Annotated in this window: 16 protein-coding genes and 1 pseudogene; 6 read left to right on the top strand and 11 right to left on the bottom strand. The window is 65.9% G+C overall.

The features are described 5' to 3' along the window. Window positions 1-84: 84 nt before the first annotated feature. Window positions 85-855, bottom strand: coding sequence for an IS110 family transposase (locus O2W18_RS21075; RefSeq protein ID WP_269189375.1), 771 nt, complete (start codon window positions 853-855; stop codon window positions 85-87). Between the two features lie 402 nt (window positions 856-1257). On the opposite strand from O2W18_RS21075, the gene O2W18_RS21070 reads away from it, so the two are divergent. Further along, complete coding sequence (locus O2W18_RS21070) at window positions 1258-1509, top strand: hypothetical protein (protein ID WP_269189374.1); 252 nt, start codon at window positions 1258-1260, stop codon at window positions 1507-1509. A 77-nt stretch (window positions 1510-1586) separates the two neighbouring features. Here O2W18_RS21070 and O2W18_RS21065 read toward each other — a convergent pair whose 3' ends face one another. The 4 genes from O2W18_RS21065 to O2W18_RS21050 form a co-directional block, all read right to left on the bottom strand. Continuing rightward, complete coding sequence (locus tag O2W18_RS21065) at window positions 1587-2144, bottom strand: hypothetical protein (RefSeq protein ID WP_269189373.1); 558 nt, start codon at window positions 2142-2144, stop codon at window positions 1587-1589. A gap of 1543 nt (window positions 2145-3687) precedes the next feature. Further along, entirely contained in the window at window positions 3688-4128 is a 441-nt protein-coding gene (locus O2W18_RS21060) for a hypothetical protein (RefSeq protein ID WP_269189372.1), read from the bottom strand. A 287-nt stretch (window positions 4129-4415) separates the two neighbouring features. Continuing rightward, a complete protein-coding gene (locus tag O2W18_RS21055) occupies window positions 4416-4610 on the bottom strand; it encodes a helix-turn-helix transcriptional regulator (RefSeq protein ID WP_269189371.1) in 195 nt (64 codons plus the stop codon). Between the two features lie 143 nt (window positions 4611-4753). Further along, the gene (locus O2W18_RS21050; protein ID WP_269189370.1) at window positions 4754-4936 is read right to left on the bottom strand and encodes a hypothetical protein; all 183 of its coding nucleotides are present in this window, start codon (window positions 4934-4936) and stop codon (window positions 4754-4756) included. Between the two features lie 621 nt (window positions 4937-5557). On the opposite strand from O2W18_RS21050, the gene O2W18_RS21045 reads away from it, so the two are divergent. Then, entirely contained in the window at window positions 5558-6790 is a 1233-nt protein-coding gene (locus tag O2W18_RS21045) for an IS110 family transposase (RefSeq protein ID WP_269189369.1), read from the top strand. A gap of 268 nt (window positions 6791-7058) precedes the next feature. On the opposite strand, the gene O2W18_RS21040 is transcribed toward O2W18_RS21045, so the two are convergent. Further along, complete coding sequence (locus tag O2W18_RS21040) at window positions 7059-7400, bottom strand: hypothetical protein (protein WP_269189368.1); 342 nt, start codon at window positions 7398-7400, stop codon at window positions 7059-7061. A gap of 499 nt (window positions 7401-7899) precedes the next feature. Between O2W18_RS21040 and O2W18_RS21035 the strand changes: the two genes are divergently transcribed. Next, window positions 7900-8745, top strand: coding sequence for a hypothetical protein (locus O2W18_RS21035; protein ID WP_269189367.1), 846 nt, complete (start codon window positions 7900-7902; stop codon window positions 8743-8745). 441 nt (window positions 8746-9186) lie between these two features. On the opposite strand, the gene O2W18_RS21030 is transcribed toward O2W18_RS21035, so the two are convergent. Both O2W18_RS21030 and O2W18_RS21025 read right to left on the bottom strand, forming a co-directional pair. Next, a complete protein-coding gene (locus O2W18_RS21030) occupies window positions 9187-9762 on the bottom strand; it encodes an RES family NAD+ phosphorylase (RefSeq protein ID WP_269189366.1) in 576 nt (191 codons plus the stop codon). A gap of 2 nt (window positions 9763-9764) precedes the next feature. Further along, entirely contained in the window at window positions 9765-10160 is a 396-nt protein-coding gene (locus O2W18_RS21025) for an antitoxin Xre/MbcA/ParS toxin-binding domain-containing protein (protein WP_269189365.1), read from the bottom strand. Window positions 10161-10305: 145 nt separating this feature from the next. On the opposite strand from O2W18_RS21025, the gene O2W18_RS21020 reads away from it, so the two are divergent. Further along, window positions 10306-11541 (top strand): hypothetical protein, encoded by a 1236-nt coding sequence (locus tag O2W18_RS21020; protein WP_269189364.1) that lies wholly within the window; start codon window positions 10306-10308, stop codon window positions 11539-11541. 17 nt (window positions 11542-11558) lie between these two features. Next, window positions 11559-11789, top strand: a complete 231-nt coding sequence (locus O2W18_RS21015) for a DUF2188 domain-containing protein (RefSeq protein WP_269189363.1) — start codon at window positions 11559-11561, stop codon at window positions 11787-11789. 116 nt (window positions 11790-11905) lie between these two features. Here the strand turns inward: O2W18_RS21015 and O2W18_RS21010 are convergent, their stop codons facing one another. After that, complete coding sequence (locus O2W18_RS21010; protein ID WP_269189362.1) at window positions 11906-12391, bottom strand: hypothetical protein; 486 nt, start codon at window positions 12389-12391, stop codon at window positions 11906-11908. Between the two features lie 524 nt (window positions 12392-12915). On the opposite strand from O2W18_RS21010, the pseudogene O2W18_RS21005 reads away from it, so the two are divergent. Beyond that, window positions 12916-14072: pseudogene (locus O2W18_RS21005) on the top strand (IS3 family transposase). A gap of 498 nt (window positions 14073-14570) precedes the next feature. Here O2W18_RS21005 and O2W18_RS21000 read toward each other — a convergent pair. After that, the gene (locus tag O2W18_RS21000; RefSeq protein ID WP_269189361.1) at window positions 14571-15452 is read right to left on the bottom strand and encodes a nucleotide-binding protein; all 882 of its coding nucleotides are present in this window, start codon (window positions 15450-15452) and stop codon (window positions 14571-14573) included. Then, window positions 15449-17242, bottom strand: a complete 1794-nt coding sequence (locus tag O2W18_RS20995; RefSeq protein WP_269189360.1) for a P-loop ATPase, Sll1717 family — start codon at window positions 17240-17242, stop codon at window positions 15449-15451. The genes O2W18_RS21000 and O2W18_RS20995 overlap by 4 nt, the downstream gene beginning before the upstream one ends. Between the last annotated feature and the right edge of the window lie 25 nt (window positions 17243-17267).

The raw sequence follows: 17267 nt of genomic DNA, 5'->3' as shown, positions 1-17267 counted from the left end.
GTCATCACTCCTCATGATCGAGGAGGGGGTCCGTTTTCAACCGTCGCCAGGGGGTCAGTTTTCACCCGTCGTCGACAGCCTGGATCACCTCGGCCCTGGCCTCGGGGGCACGGCGGTGGACCCGAGCCAGCGCCGCAGTGATCCTCGACCTGGACAGCCGCGCCGCCCGCGCCGGATCCGGGGCGCGCTCGAGCAGCTCCAAGGCATCGGCGGCGGCCAGTTCACGGGGAAGGCCTCCAGCGCGGCGGGGAAGAACTCCCGCAGTGCGCTGCGCAGCCGCTGCAGGTGACGGGTGCGGTCCCAGATCGCGCTCTGATGCACCCGCGCCACCAGCTTCAGCCCCTCCACCTGCGGGCTCTCACCGGCCATCGGCCGGTGGTGCGCCCGGTCCAGCCGGACGATCTCGGCCAGCACATGCGCATCCCCACGGTCGGACTTCGCACCCGAAGCACCGTGCCGCTCCCGGTAGCGGGCCACCTGCACCGGGTTGAGCGGGAACACCTGATAGCCGGCTGCGACCAGCGCCGACACCCACGTGCCACGGTCGGTCTCGATCCCGATCACCACGTTCTGCCCGACGAACCCGGTCTGGGGATCCACGTCCTCATCAGTGAGGTGCTCGGCGATCAGCTCGTGCAGCCGGGCCAGCCCGGCGATGCCCTCCGGCAGCCGGGCCCGGGCCAGCCGGCGCCCGTCTTGGCCTTGGACCTCAATGTCGTGGTGGTCCTCGGCCCAGTCATCCCCAACGAACAACATCGCCCCCCCCCCCCCGGTCGGCTCACTGCGGTCGGCAGCGCGGAGGGAAACAGCCAGCGGACTAATGGTCAAGTGCTCACCGGACAGCGCCCGGGGCACGTCATCCCATCAGCGGTCACGCCCCCTCACGACCGGTGGGCGCACGATCTGAGCGTAGGAATCAACGCGTTTCCGTCGAGGAGAGTGCTGACCCACCGGCCGCTACCGGCACCGAACCTGCCAGAGGACCGGAAGGCTCGGTAAGCCCCATTAGTCGAGCGTAGGCGGAGCGGAACGAGTCGATGGGAAATGGCCGACCGGACGAGCGTTGGCACTAGCCAGGCGCTCAGGAGCGGACGGCTGTCAGGTCAGCCACCCTCTGTCCCACAGCGGCCCACTATGGGACACCTGGTCTGGCTCGCGCTTCCTTGGCCCCGCCACTGTCCCGCTGGGCGCATCGCTCGCCCAGTGACCCCCTTTGGGGCAGGCGCCCTGGACAGGACCCGGTCCAGTTCGATAGCGATGCCATGTCTGCAGTTGGCGTCAGCCGTGTTTGGCGCCGCTTTGCTCGTGGCGCATGCCGCGCTGGTCCTGACCCTGACGACCATCTTCTTCGTGGCAGTGCTGACGACCGCGCCCGAAGATGGCGCCAACATCGGTGCGGAAACTGGCTCGGCCCAACTCGCGCACGCCGTGCAGGTGGGGGACCTGTGCGACTGGAGACGCCTTCCCTCCCGGGACGCGGACTTCACGGCCTTTCGGAACGGGGTCTGACGAAGCCTGGAAGTGAAGAAGCTTCGCCTCGGCGTCGAATCCGGCCTGACCGCCGCCAAGCGCAAGACGGCTACTGATCACTGAGCATTTCGCTCGTCGACTCTCTTGAACACCGTCTCGATTGCTTTTTGTGGTGGTTCGGGCACGCTACGGGAACCACTCCTGCTGGGTAGTCGATCCTGCTCAGGGAAGGTTAACCAAGGTCGCAAGTCGTCAATCAACTGATGGTGTCGAGGTGCACCGTGGTGGTCCACAGCTGCAATGGCCTTGCGACGCCATTCGTACGCGTCCTGCAAATGATCCCATACCCTTCTCGCGGCCGCTTGTGGAAATATAATCTCCAGCTCTATGTACAGCTCATAAGCGTGCGCCCATTTTTCTTCCCGGCTGTCATCCTCGAGCTTTGCCCTTTTTGATGAGCCACGCGAGCCGAGGATCGCGGCGCGCGTTGAGTCCAATGCTTGATTCAAAGCAACGATGAATCTGTGAAGGGACAGTCTGCGTTCATTCCATAGCTTGTGTAACGCTTCATTCCGTCGTTGAGCACGCGAGTGCCATGTGTTCCAAGCTTGGGTGAGTACGACTCCGGCCAGGGCTGCTGCGGCCGGAATGACACTGGAGGGCACATCAACCATGATCGCCAGTATGTGGCCAGATAGCGATCTTGCCTGCCGTCAACCCAGCCGGGATGAACATCAGCAAGGCCGTTGTCCTGCGGATCGCCTGGACGCCGATCTCGCTGGTCTCGTCGCGCCCGGCCCCGACCTGGTGACACGGCATGGCGCGACGGTCGCCCGAGGTCGTCCTGGAGCCGCCCTTCGGGCGAGCTCGGTGACGTCTCGCCGGGCGTCACCGCATGTCCGGCGCTGGTGTCCCAGAGCGGCCCACTTTGGGACACCCCAAACTCGACAACCCGGTCCTCCTCAGCTGATGGCGATGAACCAGTCGCCAGCAGCCTTGACGACAACGAGTAAGGGGCCGGCCGGCCACGGGACGGAGCCGGCGTAGGGATCGGTGGTGTTCACGACGCTTCGTGACCGCTTGTCCGAGCTCGCGTATACCTTCACCGCGAAGTGTCGGGCCGCGTGGTTGCCCGAGATCGCGGCTATCCCAGCCGGGCCTTCGTACCGGAGCACGGCGTCACCGGTGCCGGTCTGAGAGTCGGTCGGAAGCCGCGGGGATGTGCCGCCCTGTCCCCAAACGGCTCACTAGGGGACACCTTGGCCCTGCCCGCTGAGGGCGATGTCCAGTGGCCCTGACTCCGATGTCGGGTTGGAGTTCAAGAACGTGCCTTCGTGCATCTACTCATACTTCTCGAGCGTTGCAAAGCGCAAGTTTCGGGCTGTCCCAGTGCATGCTTGTGCGGCCCTATGTTGGAGAACGTCAGCCTCGCTTAGCAGTGCAAGCCAACGATCGTCAGGGGCCGATATCAATACCCGGAGTTCTCTCCGAAGACGTTCTACGGCGAGGGCGGTTGGCAGGCGCGTCCGAAGACAATGATGGCCTGCCCAAACCATTGTCCAGAGTCTGTAGCAGATGTAGCAGGTGCCGGCTGGATTCAATCAGCTCTACACGGAACTTCGCAGCATTAGCCCCTGGAGCTTCGTCGAGACGAATTAGCGCAGTATTGACGGCCACGAGGACGGCAGCCTCGGGCTGGGGTGTGTCCTTCATCCAGCTGGCAAAGCTCATGTCACTGTCTGTCAGTAATGTCTCCAAGGCCTTCAAGCGTTCGGAGTCTCTGCGCCACCCGAGAACCTGCGAGTCAAATCGAGGTCGGACAGTGGCACGTCCAGCACCCGCCTGACCCGTTGCAGGGGATGGCCCTGGTTCCGGAGTCGACGAGCTGGCCTCGCCCGGAGACAAGGTGGAGGGTGTGGCCTCGGGAGGGGGCGGCGCAGCTCCCCCCGCGTGTTGCCTGGTGGCCGGCGGGCGCGGCGCGGGGGAGACCGTGGCTGGGCCGTCGAGAGCTACACCCTCCCGGTCCGCCGGGTCCTCATCCAGCGCCGGAGGATCCTGGGCAGTTCGCGGCGTCGCTTGTACGGCGTTGACCTCAGCGATCAATTGCGCTTCAGCGGCGTGCAGGCGCTCGCGCTCGCCGGGGAGCGAGAACGGTCCCCAACCGACCGTCTGCAGCCCATCGCGGACTCGTCTGCCCATGCTCTGACCTTACGCCGCTTACTGCAACAAGGAGGTCGCAGCGAAGCCGGCGGCCGCCAAGGAGAAGAGGACCTGGAACTCTGCAGCGTGTCGGACGGAGCTGACCACGATCTCGTTCTCGCCGTGAGCCTGTCGCATCTTTCCGCTCAGGTACCTGAGGAGTTGGGCTTCGGTCCAGGTATTCGTCGTCTGAAGATCCAGCGCGGTCTGCCTGTCCGGCCACTTCAGTCGATCAAGGCCGACAGCGCACAGGGTCAAGACAAAGGCGATGGCGAGCATGGCGACCGCGGACTTGTCCCAGCCGTTCTGTGGTTCCACCTGCAGCGCGGTGGCGACCAGGGTGCCAGCGATACCCAGCGTAAAAGTCACGAGGAGCTTGATCGTCTCGACCTGGGCGGTATGCCGAGCGAAGGAACGGTCCCAGTGCTGGTCGGACCACGCGTCAAAAGATGCCGGCACAGGGGGACCCTATCGAGGTGCTAGGACTTGATCGCACCTATCTTCTGGCTTGTCGTCGCCCTCTCCTCGTAGCGAAGCTCCGAGGTGGCGCGCCGGAGTGTCCCCAAGGCCGCCTTCAAGGCGGGTGTTGCCGGGGGAGCGGACGTGGCCGAGGAGACCAAGACTTCGATCAGGTAGGTCTATTCGGCTGGGTCAGCGATGCGGAGGGCAGCCAGGTCGAGCTGTACGGCAGCTCAGCTGACAGCGCCTTCCGTAGACAGTGGTGGTCCTGTGGCGGCTCGATCGGCTCAGCGGGCGCCGTGCAGCGATGCCGCGACCTTGGCCTGCCACCACCGGTCGCACTCGGCCTCGTCGTAGAGCACCCGACGGCCGGCTTTGACCCCGGTGGGGCCGATGCCGATGTGGCGCCAGTAGCGGACGGTGGCCGGGCTGGTGCGGAATCGTGCGGCTACCTCTTCTGTGGTCAGCAGGCGAACGGCCACGGCATCTCCTTGGACGACGACGGGTGGAGCCGGTCATCCCGGAGAGGCGCTGGTGCCGCTCGATTGCTGCCAACAGCGTTGGGGTGACATTCAGCTGGTCGACGTCACCCCGGGCTGACTGGCATGTCACCACGGCGTCTTGGTCAGTTCGGGCGGGATGCCGTGCGGCTGCGGATGTAGAGCCGGCGGGTCATCGAGACGCCGACCGCGGTCAGGGCGATGGACAGCTCGTCCAGGTCACGGTTGTAGATGCGGCCGGTGTCGAGCTGGGTGACCAGCTCACTAAGCAGGCGGGGCCAGTCGTGCCGGGTCGGCTGGAGGGGCACCGGGGTTTCCACGCGTCGTTCGACGACTTGCACCGCCGAAAGCCCGGACGAGGCCGCGCGAGCCTGCTCCCAGGCTCGCTGCCGGCACGTCGCTGAGCACCACTTCGGGAGCCGCCCGGTCGCCTTGACGGTGATTGGCCCGCCGCACCACCCGCACGTCGACGCGGCTCGCCGTCGAGGCAGGGCGACAGACTCGACTGCCTCCGCCGAATCGCCACCCGGGTCACCGCACGGCGACGTGTCCGGCCGACCAAGCTGCTGGACGCCCGTTGTTCGGCGCCGGGTCTGAGACCGCCCGGATGCACTTCGACGTCTGCTCATGCCGGCCACTGTCCGGATCGATGTCCCAGCCGACGTCACCCCGATCCGTCACGACGGAAGGAGAACCGTGGATGCAAGAGGTGTGATCGATTGCGATCTTGGATCGCTGCCCTTGGGGATGAGAATGGGCGGGTCGTCCGGTGACGTCGTGACACATTGGTGCGGGGGAGCCCGCTGAGGTGTTTGGCGCGGGGTCCTCGGGTGCCCCTTGATTGCTGCCGTGAGCGCGTGGGTCTGTTTCCTGGCAGAGGACCCTCCGGGCGACGCCCCATCAGTCGCGGACCGCAAGGAGGGGTCCCAGTGGAGGTGTTGTTCGAGCGGGTCGCCGGGCTGGACATCGGCAAGGCGTCGCTGACCGTCTGTGTGCGCACGCCGGGCTCGCGGGGCCGGCGCAGTGAGGTCCGGACGTTCTCGACGACGACCCGGGCGCTGGAGGTCATGCGGGACTGGCTGCTGTCGTGCGGGGTGACGGTGGCGGCGATGGAGTCGACGTCGACCTACTGGAAGGCGCCGTTCTACTGCCTGGAGGAGGTGATGGAGGTCTGGCTGGCCAACGCCGCGCACATCAAGGCCATCCCGAGACGGAAGACCGACGTGCGGGACGCGGAGTGGATCGCCCAGCTGCTGGAGTGCGGGCTGGTCCGCCCGAGCTTCGTGCCACCGCCGGACATCCGCCGGTTGCGGATGCTGACCCGCTACCGGGTGCAGCTGATGGGCGACCGCACCCGGGAGGCCACCCGGCTGGAGCTCATGCTGGAAGACGCCTCGATCAAGCTGTCGGTGGTCGCCTCCAGCCTGACCACGGTCTCGGCGCGGGCCATGCTGAACGCGCTCATCGCCGGCGAGCGTGATCCCGCGATCCTCGCCGAGCTGGCCAAGGGCAAGATGCGCGCCAAGATTCCCGCGCTGACCGAGGCGCTGACCGGCCACTTCGACGCTGGCCACGCCCAGTTGGCCCGCTCCATGCTGCACCGCTTGGAGCTGGTCGAGGACGCCCTCGCCGAACTCGACGCGGTGCTCAAAGCGGGGTTCGCCCCGTGGGCGCACCAGTTGGAGCTGCTGCAGACCATTCCCGGAGTGGGGGAGAAGGTCGCGCAGGTGATCGTCGCCGAGACCGGCGCGGACATGTCTCGCTTCCCGACGGCGGCACACCTGGCCGCCTGGGCCGGCGTGGCGCCAGGAGTCCACGAATCAGCCGGCAAGCACACCGCGGTGGGCACCCGCCCGGGCAACAAGTGGCTGACCGCGATGCTGGTCGAGGCCGCCGGCTCGGTGGGGCGGATGAAGGGCAAGAACTACCTCGCCGCCCAGCACGCCCGGCTCACCGCCCGGCGCGGGATGAGCCGAGCCCAGGTCGCGGTCGCCCACTCGATCCTCGTCTCGGCCTACTACATGCTGCTGCGGGACGAGCCCTACCGAGACCTGGGTCCCGACTGGCTCGCCCGCCGCAACGACGAGGCCCACACCCGCCGGCTGGTCGCCCAACTGGAGAAACTCGGACACAACGTCACCCTCGACCAACCGGCCGCCTGACCAGCGGGGTGACAACCCCGGGCTGGCGCCCGGGGCGCTGACGCGCGCCTGCAACTCACCTATTCACGGGTCTGTGTCGGAAAGGCCTCTTCGGGTTCACGGCTCTAGCTAGCGCGTCGGGACACCCGTCAGCAAGCTGCCGGCCGGCCGCGCCGGCCGCCTCGCTCGCCGGCCACGCCGGCCGTCTACCAGTTCAGTCGGGGGCGCGACCTCACCCTGGCCGGGCACTGGCGGTGTGCGACAGGACAACCAGCCGGGAGCGTGGGCGTCAGTTGTTGAACATGCGGCAGGACCAGCCTTCGGCGTCCATCGCCGCTTCGATCTCCCGGGCTTGTTGGACAGGGACGTCCTGGCGCCGCACCACGGCCATGATCAGCGGGGATCCCGTGTAAGGCCACGCTGTGCCCTCGGGAGGGACGACGTAGTGCTCGACGTGGTGCACCACCGGCATCAAGTCGATGACGGGATCAGCAGCCTGCCCCAGGGCACCCGGGGCGAAAGACTCGCCGGCTCGGGGGGCGGCCGCGGCTTGCAGGTCCTCACGCAGGTAGGCGGTGTGCAGTTTCTCGTCGGAGTAGAGCTCGATGCGAACACCCAGGGGGACGGTCATGGTGCACCCTCCCAGACGGTAGGGAAGCCAGCTAGCTCACCTTTCGCGGGACAACGGCTCCAGGTCACGGGGCTGCGACCGGGCAGCTGGAGACACCCGGCGCCGTGCCGTACCCGCCCCGTCCCCAGCTGCAGCCGCGGCCGGAATTCGCCGGCACCCGGGATAGCGCACCCGCTGCTGCAGGAGCGGCTCGAAGCCTTCATCGTCGCCAGCTACCGCGAGGGCCAATCCCTGCGCGAGGTCGCCGAGCTCTTCGACCGGTCTCAGACCGCCGTCCGCGGCGCGCTGGACAAGCACCAAGTGCCCCGCCGCCCCAGCGGCGCGGCCCTGATCGCCTGAGACGCGTGGACGTCTTCGTCCTCTGAGGACGACACATCGGAAAGTTTTTAAGGGGTGCTGGACGCCGCCAGCCATATGAGCCAGCAACACCGGGATCTAAGACGCGACGGTTGGCGCGGGAAGGTAGGCGGAAGCTTTGTCTTTGCACCAGTATGAAGAGATGACCCACCTTGACCAGCGCGGCTCAGCGCCGATCGTGGAGCGGACGATCGCTCTGCGCGGCATCAGCTGGGCCGAGCGCGACTTGGTGGAGGTGATGCGAAGCGACCCGGGAACCCGACGGGAACGACTTCGTGTCAGCCGTCTACGGGAGGACCTCAGCGATCACCTCTACGGGGTGATGTTCAAGGTGCTCAAGAAGAAGCTCCGGCTGGGGCTTCTTGATGCCGAGCTTCCCTGGCCGGCCGTCTACCAGCCGGGGGATCAGCAGGCGCTGCGGGACAGTGAAGCAGTGCGCGACGACCTCGTCTGTGACGTCATCGCCATGGCCCTGCCGTTGTTCTGGACGCGTGCCATCGACAGTGGTTGGTGGGACCCCGACCGCGAAGGCGGCGCTGGGCTGGAGAGCTATGCGGTCGGCGCGGCCTTCCAGGTCTTCCCGGACGCCTACAAACAGTGGGCTCGCGTCCGGCACGAGAAGCTGAGGGATCGCTTCCGCGACGTCCCAGACGTGGCGTCTCTGGGCCCCTCTACGGAAGACGGCATCGCCATCAAGACCTCGTTCAACGAGGTGATGCAGCTGGCCCGTCCCGTCACGAGGAAGCTCCTGTTCCTGCAGCGCCTGGGCTACAGCGCCACGGAGGCCGGGGCAGTGCTCGGTCTGACGGCCCGCTCGGTCGAGGGTCACATGAGGCGCCTGCGTGATGACATCGCTGTTGCGCGGAGTCGCGGGCGGATCCGCCCACCCTGGGACACCAGGCCCGCGCCGCATGGCGGGGTGCCCCACCTCGACTTAAGCGTGCCGACCCGTGAGCAGCTGCGCCGGCGAGGTTCCGTTGTCCGCTGACCAAGAACTCGACCAGGGAGAACTCCCGGGCCGCGGGGAGCAGGGACCCGACGGGCCGTCCCGACCCAGCGATGAGGGCGCTAGCAGTGCGCCGGTGTTGTTGAGCAAGATCTTGGCCTCGTCGGTCACGCAGTCCTACAAGCAGACGTTCAACACCATGTGGCTCACCTATGGCGCAGAGCGACTTCTCCGGGCCGGCACTCCAAGCTTGGACGATGCGTCCACGGCGCAGGCTGACGGTCACCTGGCTCCTCGGAAGCGAGCCGTAAGAAGGTGGCTGACCGGCGGATGTCTGACCGTTCTCGCCACCGTGGCTCAGGCGAACGGCTGGCTCGAGCAGCTGTGGCTGTGGTGAGTCCCGAGCGGGAGGTGACGCCGACCTGGCTGCTGCGCTGCCAGGTCGGCACCCCGGGCTCGAACGGAGGGGACGGTCAGCGGAGGTCAAGGTCCTGCCGCGTCCGCCCGGCGCACCAAGCTCAGGGTCGGAGCGGTGCGCGGGTCGGCGGGCAGGGTCTCCCACGTCTCTTCGGCCTGGACCTGGAGGGTCCCGGTCAACGTCACCCGTTCACGGAAGATCGCGAGCGTCTCCCCCAGGCCGGTGGCTGAGGGTGCCAGCACCGCCTGGATTTCCAGCTGGTGGGCTGCGGCGGCGACGCGCTGGCAGGCCTCATAGTCATCGACCGGTGACCGGAGGTCGTCCTCGGTGAGCCCTACGGTGGCCAGGTTGTCGGTGTCGGTGAGGTCGAGGACCTGGGCCACGTCGACGGTCACCGTGTAGAGCCTTCGGGGCTGTACCGACTCAGCGGGGATGCCGTACTCCTCCACCAGGTGCCGGTAGGCCTCGGCCGTGACCGAGGAGACCGGGCGGCCCAGGTAGATGACGGGGAAGGTCTCTCCCCAGCGCCCCTGGTCCCCGCCGGCGAACGCATCACGGTTGAGGGCCGCATGCCGGTGGAACGTCCCTTCGACACGGACTGGCGTGACGGCTGCGACGCGTTCGGCGGTGGACCTCTGCACGATCAGCGGACCTTCGGTCCGCCGGCCAGCCGCTGCACCAGCTTCAGCACGGTCTGGAATTCACCTGTCTTCAAGACGTCCAGTGGGCGTCTGCCCTGCAGGGCGCGCTGAGGAGAGTGCAGCCAGATCTCCACGCCCTCGGGGCGGTAGACGTCGGACAACTCCTCGATCACGTACTGCAGTTCCAGTAGCCGGTCCCGCTTGGCGCCTTCGGGGCGGGCGGTGCCGGCGGCCCACTTCTGGATGGCGCGCTCTCCGGCGCCGACGATCTCGCCGATTTCCACCAGCGTCAGGGCGCGGCGGGTGTCGGCGACGACGTGTTGGTACAGGGGGGAGCTTGCAGATGATGCGTGTGGGGTCGCTGATGACGCCGCCGAAGCGGCGTGGGTAGTGCTCATGGGTGGTCCTCCTGGTGGGCTTCCGGTAGCTGTCCGGAGTGCCGTCTCGACCATAGAGGACCACCAGCATTCGCGTCTAGATACGCACTGGAGTTCGTGCTAGCGTTCACCCCAGTGGGCGACATTCGCCCGTAGGAGGTGCCACATGGACCTGTTGATCCGAGCTGGCCGCGAGGACCACAAGGTGATCGAAAGGCTCTGCGCACCGGCCACTGCTGGCCTGTGGACCCCCCGCGCTCTGCCGCTCACCGGGGTGGTCGCCGACGCCCACGTCGCTGTAGAGCGCCCCACTCTCTGCGAGACCGCCCAGATGGCGGCCATCCCCTTCCTGATCGATCCCCTCACCCACCTGCTCACCGACGAGCAGGTGCCGGGCAAGGGCTGGGCCGCGCTGCCCTACGCCCACCCGGAGAAGCTGTCGGCCGCCGACCTGGGCCACCACGCGCTGCAGGACGAGCTGATCGACCAGGTGATCGGCTTCCAGCGGGAACAGGGAGCGACCGTCCTCATCCCGCCCTACGTTTACGTCGACCGGCGCAACAGCGCCTGGCTGGGGGTCAACCACAACCTGCTCAAGCGCACCGCGCGCTACCTCGAGCGGGAGAACATCGACCTGCCCGTCGCCCCGGTCTTCGCTGCATCGCTGCACCAGTTCGGCCCCCAGGCCACCTGGACGGCCGGTCTGGACCCCTTCCTGGCCGTGGCCGATGAGATGAACACCCGCTACGTGGCCGTCTCCTACACGTGGAGCCAGCAGCGCAAGGCCAGCTACCAGGCCGTCGCGATGCTGATGACCGCGGTGCAGCACGCGGTCGGCGGTGGAGCGCGCCGGGTGTTGCCCTGGCGCCAGGGCCTCTACGGCGCCGCCCTCACCGGTGTGGGTGCCACCGGCTACGAGACCGGCCCCGGGCACGCCGAGGCAGGTCACTACCCCCAGCTGATGGCCCGTCGCCGGCCCACCGACAAGCCGAAGCAGGGCGGCGGGGGAGAGGCCAACGTCTACTTCAGCGCCTTCGGCCGCAGCTTCGACCGCACGCCGTCGGCTGCGATCCTGGGCAATCGCCTTTTGCGCGCCCAGCTGGTCTGCCCGGAGAACTCCTGCTGCCCCGACGGTGCCACCAGCATGACCACCGACTGGCGTGAGCACGCCGTCCGCGCCCGCCACCGGGAGTTGGTCGACATTGAGCGGATGCCGGCATCCCCCAGCTGGCGGCTGAACAAGATCGCTCGCGATGCGGAGCAGGCCGCCGGCCACGCCCGTGCCGCCAACGATGTCCTGCAGGACAAGAAGATCAGCTGGCAGCTGCCTGTGGACACCTACCGGCACGTCAGCGAGGTCGCCGACGACATCCGGGCCAACCTGGCCCGGCGTGTTGCCTGAGACGAGGAGGAGCAGCGATGGCCAAGGGTGACGTGCACACAGTGCCGCACGGCGAGGGGTGGGCGAACAAGGTCGAGGGCAACCAGCAGGTGTCCAACACTGCCGCCACGAAGGCCGAGGCGCAGGAGACGGGCAAGGACATGGCGGTGAAGCGGGACGCGGAGCACCTGGTGCACAAGAAGGACGGGACCATCGGCGAGCGCAACACCTACCCCCGCAGCCGAGATCCCAAGAAGTCCCGCGGCTAGAACCAGCGAGCGAGAATCAGTCGAAGGGGGTGTTTTCGGTGCTGCTGACCGTCTGGGACGGCTTTCAGGCACTCGTGCGCTGATAGTGCCTCGTGGGGCCGTCCACGGCTGCGTGCTCAGCCGAGTGCCGAGACGGCGGTCCCCACAACGACAAGGAACAACCCGAACAGCTCCAGCCGTGCGCTCCCGGCCGCAACCCTGGCCAGGTCGGCGCTCAGCTCCGCCTCCCGGGCGCGTGCTTCGGCGATCGCCTCGGAGACCATCTGTGTGATCTCCCGCTGCACCTGGCCTAGATCTTTGCGCACATCGGCTACGTCGTCGAGCAAGTACGACACCCGCCTGCGCAGGAACTGGAGCTGTTCTGGGACCGGGGCGTCCTCGGCAACCGGCGCTTCACCGACCGGTGTGCCACTGAAGGTCCAGGAGCCGGTTGCGCTTCCCTTCGCAACGGCGGTCCCAGCGGTCCGCCGGCCGAGCTGGTGCTGCATCCACTCCAGCGCCCGGGACGCCGCCGGGATCATCCCGCGGCCGTCGCCGTAAGTGCGGAGGTTGTCCCGCAACGCCCAACCTGCCGCGAGCGTGCCGACGATCTGGAGTGTCATGCCGACGATCCCCCAGCAGCTCATCTCTGGCAGCCTGCCAGGGGCAGGTCGATCCTTCCGGTGGGCGCACGGGGACGCGGGCGGGTGCTATTCGTGACCTCGCTCCGATGGCTCCTGTGACGTCGGCCGTTGCTGAGGTTGTCCGGGTCCTGCCCGCCGTCGCCCGGGTCTCGCTCCACCAGGACAACGACGGGACGCCCTGCTTCCGGCCGTACTGGCGCACAGGCGGATCGCAGTCCGGGCCGGACGCGTCTCAGTGACGGCGCAGTGCCTGGGCAAGGGAGTAGGCCGGGGAGCGGTCGAGGTTGTGTCGGGTCCGGTCATAGCGGCGGGTCGTGCGGGGGTCGCGATGTCCTTGGGCGTCCTGGACGTCTTGGAGGGGATTCCGATGGCGAGCGCTTCGGTGGTGAATCCATGGCGCAGGCTGTGCGGCTTGATCAGGTCGGCGGAGGGGATGCCGGCGGTCCTCGCGAGGCGCTTGATACTCGTTCCGCGGGATCTTGTCCCGCGGGAAGGATGTCGCTGTGCCCAAGCAGTTCCCGCCGGAGTTGAAGCGTGACGTCGTCCGGGTCGATCGCCGCGGTGATCTGAGCTAGGCCGAGGTGGCTGCCGACCTCGACATCTCGGTGGAATCGGTTCGCCGCTGGGTGCGCCAGGCCGACATCGATGACGGTGTCGTCGATGGTCAGACCAGTGCCGAGCAGAACGAGTTTGTGCAGCTGCGCCGGGAGAAGCGGCGGCTGGAGATGGAGAACGAGATCCTGCGCCGAGCCGCGGCCTATTTCGCCGCCGGCAGTCTTCCAAAGTGAGCTACCCGCTGGTCCGTGACCTGGCCGCCGAGGGCATCCCGGTGCGGCGGGCCTGCGGGGTGCTGGGCCACTCGACCCAGGCCTACTACGCCTGGACTGCCGCTCCCATCAGCCAGCGGGACCTCAAGGACGCCTACCTCACCAACGCCCTCATCGACGACCACGGCGATGACCCGGAATTCGGCTACCGGTTCCTCGCCGACGAAGTCGCCGGTGCCGGTCTGGTCGCCGGTGAGCGGCGCATCTGGCGACTGTGCTCGGAGTAGAAGCTGTGGTGGACCACGGTGCGCAAGGGCCGGCGAGGTGCGGGCGACGGCCCTGGCCCGGCGGTGCACGACGACTACGTGCAGCGGAACTTCACCGCCCAGCGCCCCGATCAGGTCTGGGTCACCGACATCACCGAACACCCCACCGCCGGGGGCAAGCTCTACTGCTGCGCGATTAGGGACCTGTTCAGCAACCGCATTGTCGGCTACGCGATCAACGAACGCATGACCGCCCAGCTGGCTGCCACCGCACTTCGGTCGGCCGTTGCCCGGCGCCGGCCAAGGGGTCTTGTGGTGGTGCATAGCGACCGCAGCTCCCAATTCCGAGCAAGATCCTTCCGCGCCATTCTGGCCGCCGCCGGCCTGCAGGGATCGATGGGACGCGTCGCCTCCGCGGGTGACTACGCCGCAATGGAGTCCTGGCACGCGCTGCTGCAGAAGAACGTTCTGGACCGCCGGCGCTGGCGCACCCGCGACGAGCCCCACGCCGCGACCGTGTTTTGGACCGAGCACACCTAAAACAGCCGCCGCCAGCGTGCCTTCGGCAAGCTCACCCCAGCCGAGTACGAAATCGCCTTCACCGCTCAGGCCGCTGTCGCGGCATGATCAGTCCCAACCACCGTCAACCGAAGCTGCAGCAGTCCCCTTCGACTGCCCAGGGATATCGCTACGCCGGCCGCCAACAGATCGGCGTTACTACTCACCTCCACCGCCTAAGCTGGCTATCCGGCGGTGGCGGTTGGAGTTGGCCCACTCCGACCCTGGTTCTGCGCCGTTCGCCCTAGTCCGACGAAGCGGCAAACCCCTGACGTCAGCCCTCCTCGGAAATCCGCGGACTTTGGCGAATCACGTCAGGTCGGCTGGCGCTGTGCGGGTCAGAGATTCGACTTCCTTAGCTCGCCCCGAGCTGCCGAGTCACCAGCACTCGCTCATATGTCTACGCTGACCGGCGAAGGTCTGGACGCTGGCAACCCGGTATTCGAGGATGGCTGCTTGGTCGTGAAATTAAGCGATCACTTGTTTGGCGTCGGTGAGCATCAATGACCTCACGAGCATTGAAGGGTGGTTTGCGGCCGAATGTCGCCGCGATATCACATAACCCTCTTAGTCGTCCTGGAGCCAGTCTTCTCCTGCGTCATCAACATCGAGTCCGGCTATCTTTAGTCGTTCGGCGATGACCTTTTTCTTACTTGGGGAGCCGTCATAGCGAACGGCATGTCGGCCACTCGCGTCGCTGAACGATTTTACGGAGCCGATTTCTATCATGACGGTGCGTTGCCGACCAATGGCATCCGCGAAGCCAGCTTCATAGTACACGTTCGGTCGAGCTTGATAGCGCAACTCCTTCTCATCGGCGCCATCTCCATCGTGCACTAACTCGTCACGCAATCTGACTTCGTCGTCCGGGGTCAGCAAAACGACAGCAGCCGTTGCCATGCCCAGACCCGCCTCCACGACGTCCCCGATGAACGGGTTGGGCGTACCGGTTCGCGCAACCGCATGCTCCCACTCAACGATGCGCAGGCCTAAGCGGCGGAGAAGATTCTTCACAACCCGCACCTGTTGATGGTCGCGGCCATGAATCAGAAAGACAGCATTGTTCACCCGTGCCCCCTTCGATGCTTCTTTGCTGGTCGCGAGCTGCGTCAGCATCTGGCCTGGTGGTCCGGTGATGAATTCGTCGGTAACATCACGGGCGCGAGCCGCTGCTCGCCAACTCATTGATGGGCCGTCGAGAAAGACGGTGCTCCCGGAGGCGTCCGCGATTCGGAGCTGCTGTATCAGTACGTCGGAAGGCTCGCTGCTGGTGGATATCCGAATGCGCGTCAAGTGGTCCGGCGGAATGACGGTACCGTTGACTACCATCGAGCGACCCTCACGGTATGGCTCCAAAAAACGGTCCTCGAGCTGGCCTTCGGTTATGTCATTAGTGACTTCGTCATGCTTTTCGCCCTCCCGCGACAGGCGGACGTGGAAGTATGTCACTCGTGGTCTCCTTGTCGCGACTCTCTTGGCGGCCCCTGATCGCGAACAGCGCGTCGTCGTTTTGAATCCGGGCGGTTGGCCCGCGATGCCGAGGGCGGGGCTACTTCGTCATGGGCCCGCTTAGGCATGAGAGCCGGCGCGTCGTTCGCAGTACCTGGCTGGTTGCGGGCTGGGGCGCGGGCGCTGGATCGATCAATGTGACGACGACTCTCCCCGCTCGAGAGCGCGGGTGGAGATTGTGGTGTGGGTCCCTTGGTTGGAGCCGTTGGCGTTGCCGTGGTGCGAGTCACGGACTGGGGTCTTCCTCGCCCAGGGTTCGGCGGCTCGCTGTCGAGAATGTTCAGTTTGACTCGCCAGCCGCTGTGAACGAGCAGATCTTCCGACAGGTTCAATTGCGCTTCGGGGTTGCGGTACTTGAATACAATCCTGTTGCGCCTACCATTAGCCCCTGGGACGTCGCGGACGTTTCCGACGGCGCTACATTCAAACAGAATTTGCAGCACCTTGGTTGCGTTCAGGCCACTAAAAGACGCGTCGGCAACGCGCATGAACTCTTCAGGGGAAAACCGCTGACGTCCGATCGCGGTGAGAAGTGGGACGATGTTGTCTCGCTCGGCTTGTTGTAGGTGACCCCAAACCTCATCCTGAATCTCCCCAGCGAAATAGTCTTTGGAATAGCGACTCAGGCCTCTGTTTACCCTAGTGGCGTTCACGAGCCCCGAAGTGGTACCGCTGCCGGCGGTACTGACCACCGCTCCGATGTTGTTCAATAGCTGCAGAAAGTCTCGCGGAGTATGGCGGGTATGTTCGAGGAGTGTTCGAAGTGTTTGGACACGTCTGCCGGACCTAGTGATGTAGCGGGGAAGATAATCCGCAAATATGTTGCCGATCTCACGGTCGGCCACTCTTGCTTTGGTGTTGGCCAACTGGGCCAGGGCCGAGTGATTAGGGTCCTGTGCGTCCTCGTACCAATTGAGCTCTAGTCCAAGGTCCCTGCGCCGCTTGTGTTGATTGGACCCAGGAAGTCGGCTGTAGAGGTCCGTCCGGCAAAGCACGACTATCTTGATGCCTCCGCCCACGTCTGCGAGAGGCTTGTTGAGGGAGCGAGCGGCTTCAAGTAGACCCGCGATGATCTCTAAAAGGTGGCTCTCCCCGGTGTAAATCTCATCCGTGCCATCGATAACAATATAGTGCCGTCTCGATGAGCTGACCGTGGTCAGTACCTTCTTGATCTGGTTGACTAGGGTTGAGAAGAGGGCCATCCGCTCGACGCGATGCGCAGTGGCAGTCGGGTGGTTCTCGACTGAGCCGTTCAAAAATGCCTGGACCGCTTCCGATATGGAACCGGCAGGGAGCAAACCAGCTAGTAGTAGGGAAGTCTTGAGTTCCCGGAAGGCATCAGCAACGGTCAGTTGTAGTCGGTCGTCCTCCTGGAGGGCTTGAACCGCCTGCAACAGAAGGATAAGTTGCCATACTTTGGGGTACCGGGCCATCCAATCAGGGTCACCTTGTATAACTTGTGAAAAGTCCTCGAATGACAACTCGTCCAACTCGAGGGTTTTGACCCTAAATTCCTCGGTGCGACTGGCTTGCAGGGTCAGGTGCTGGGCAAGCGCCGATTTGCCTGATCCCTTGTAGCCTAAGACGGCAAACTTTGGCCCTCTTAAGATTTGACCGTAGGCATTATTCAGGTCGAAGTAGCCGGCTAGCAGCAGCTCGCGATTCTGCGCGACCTCATTGTCGGCGTCCAACATCCCGAAGTCGATGTCGCCGAAGCTCAGCCTATGCACGGTTCCCCCCGCCGCTGATGCGGGC

This window comes from Modestobacter sp. VKM Ac-2983 (genome assembly GCF_026967885.1).
Classification (GTDB): Bacteria; Actinomycetota; Actinomycetes; order Mycobacteriales; family Geodermatophilaceae; genus Modestobacter.
Note: the sequence above shows the minus strand (reverse complement) of the source record. Positions and strands in the feature narration are given on the sequence as shown.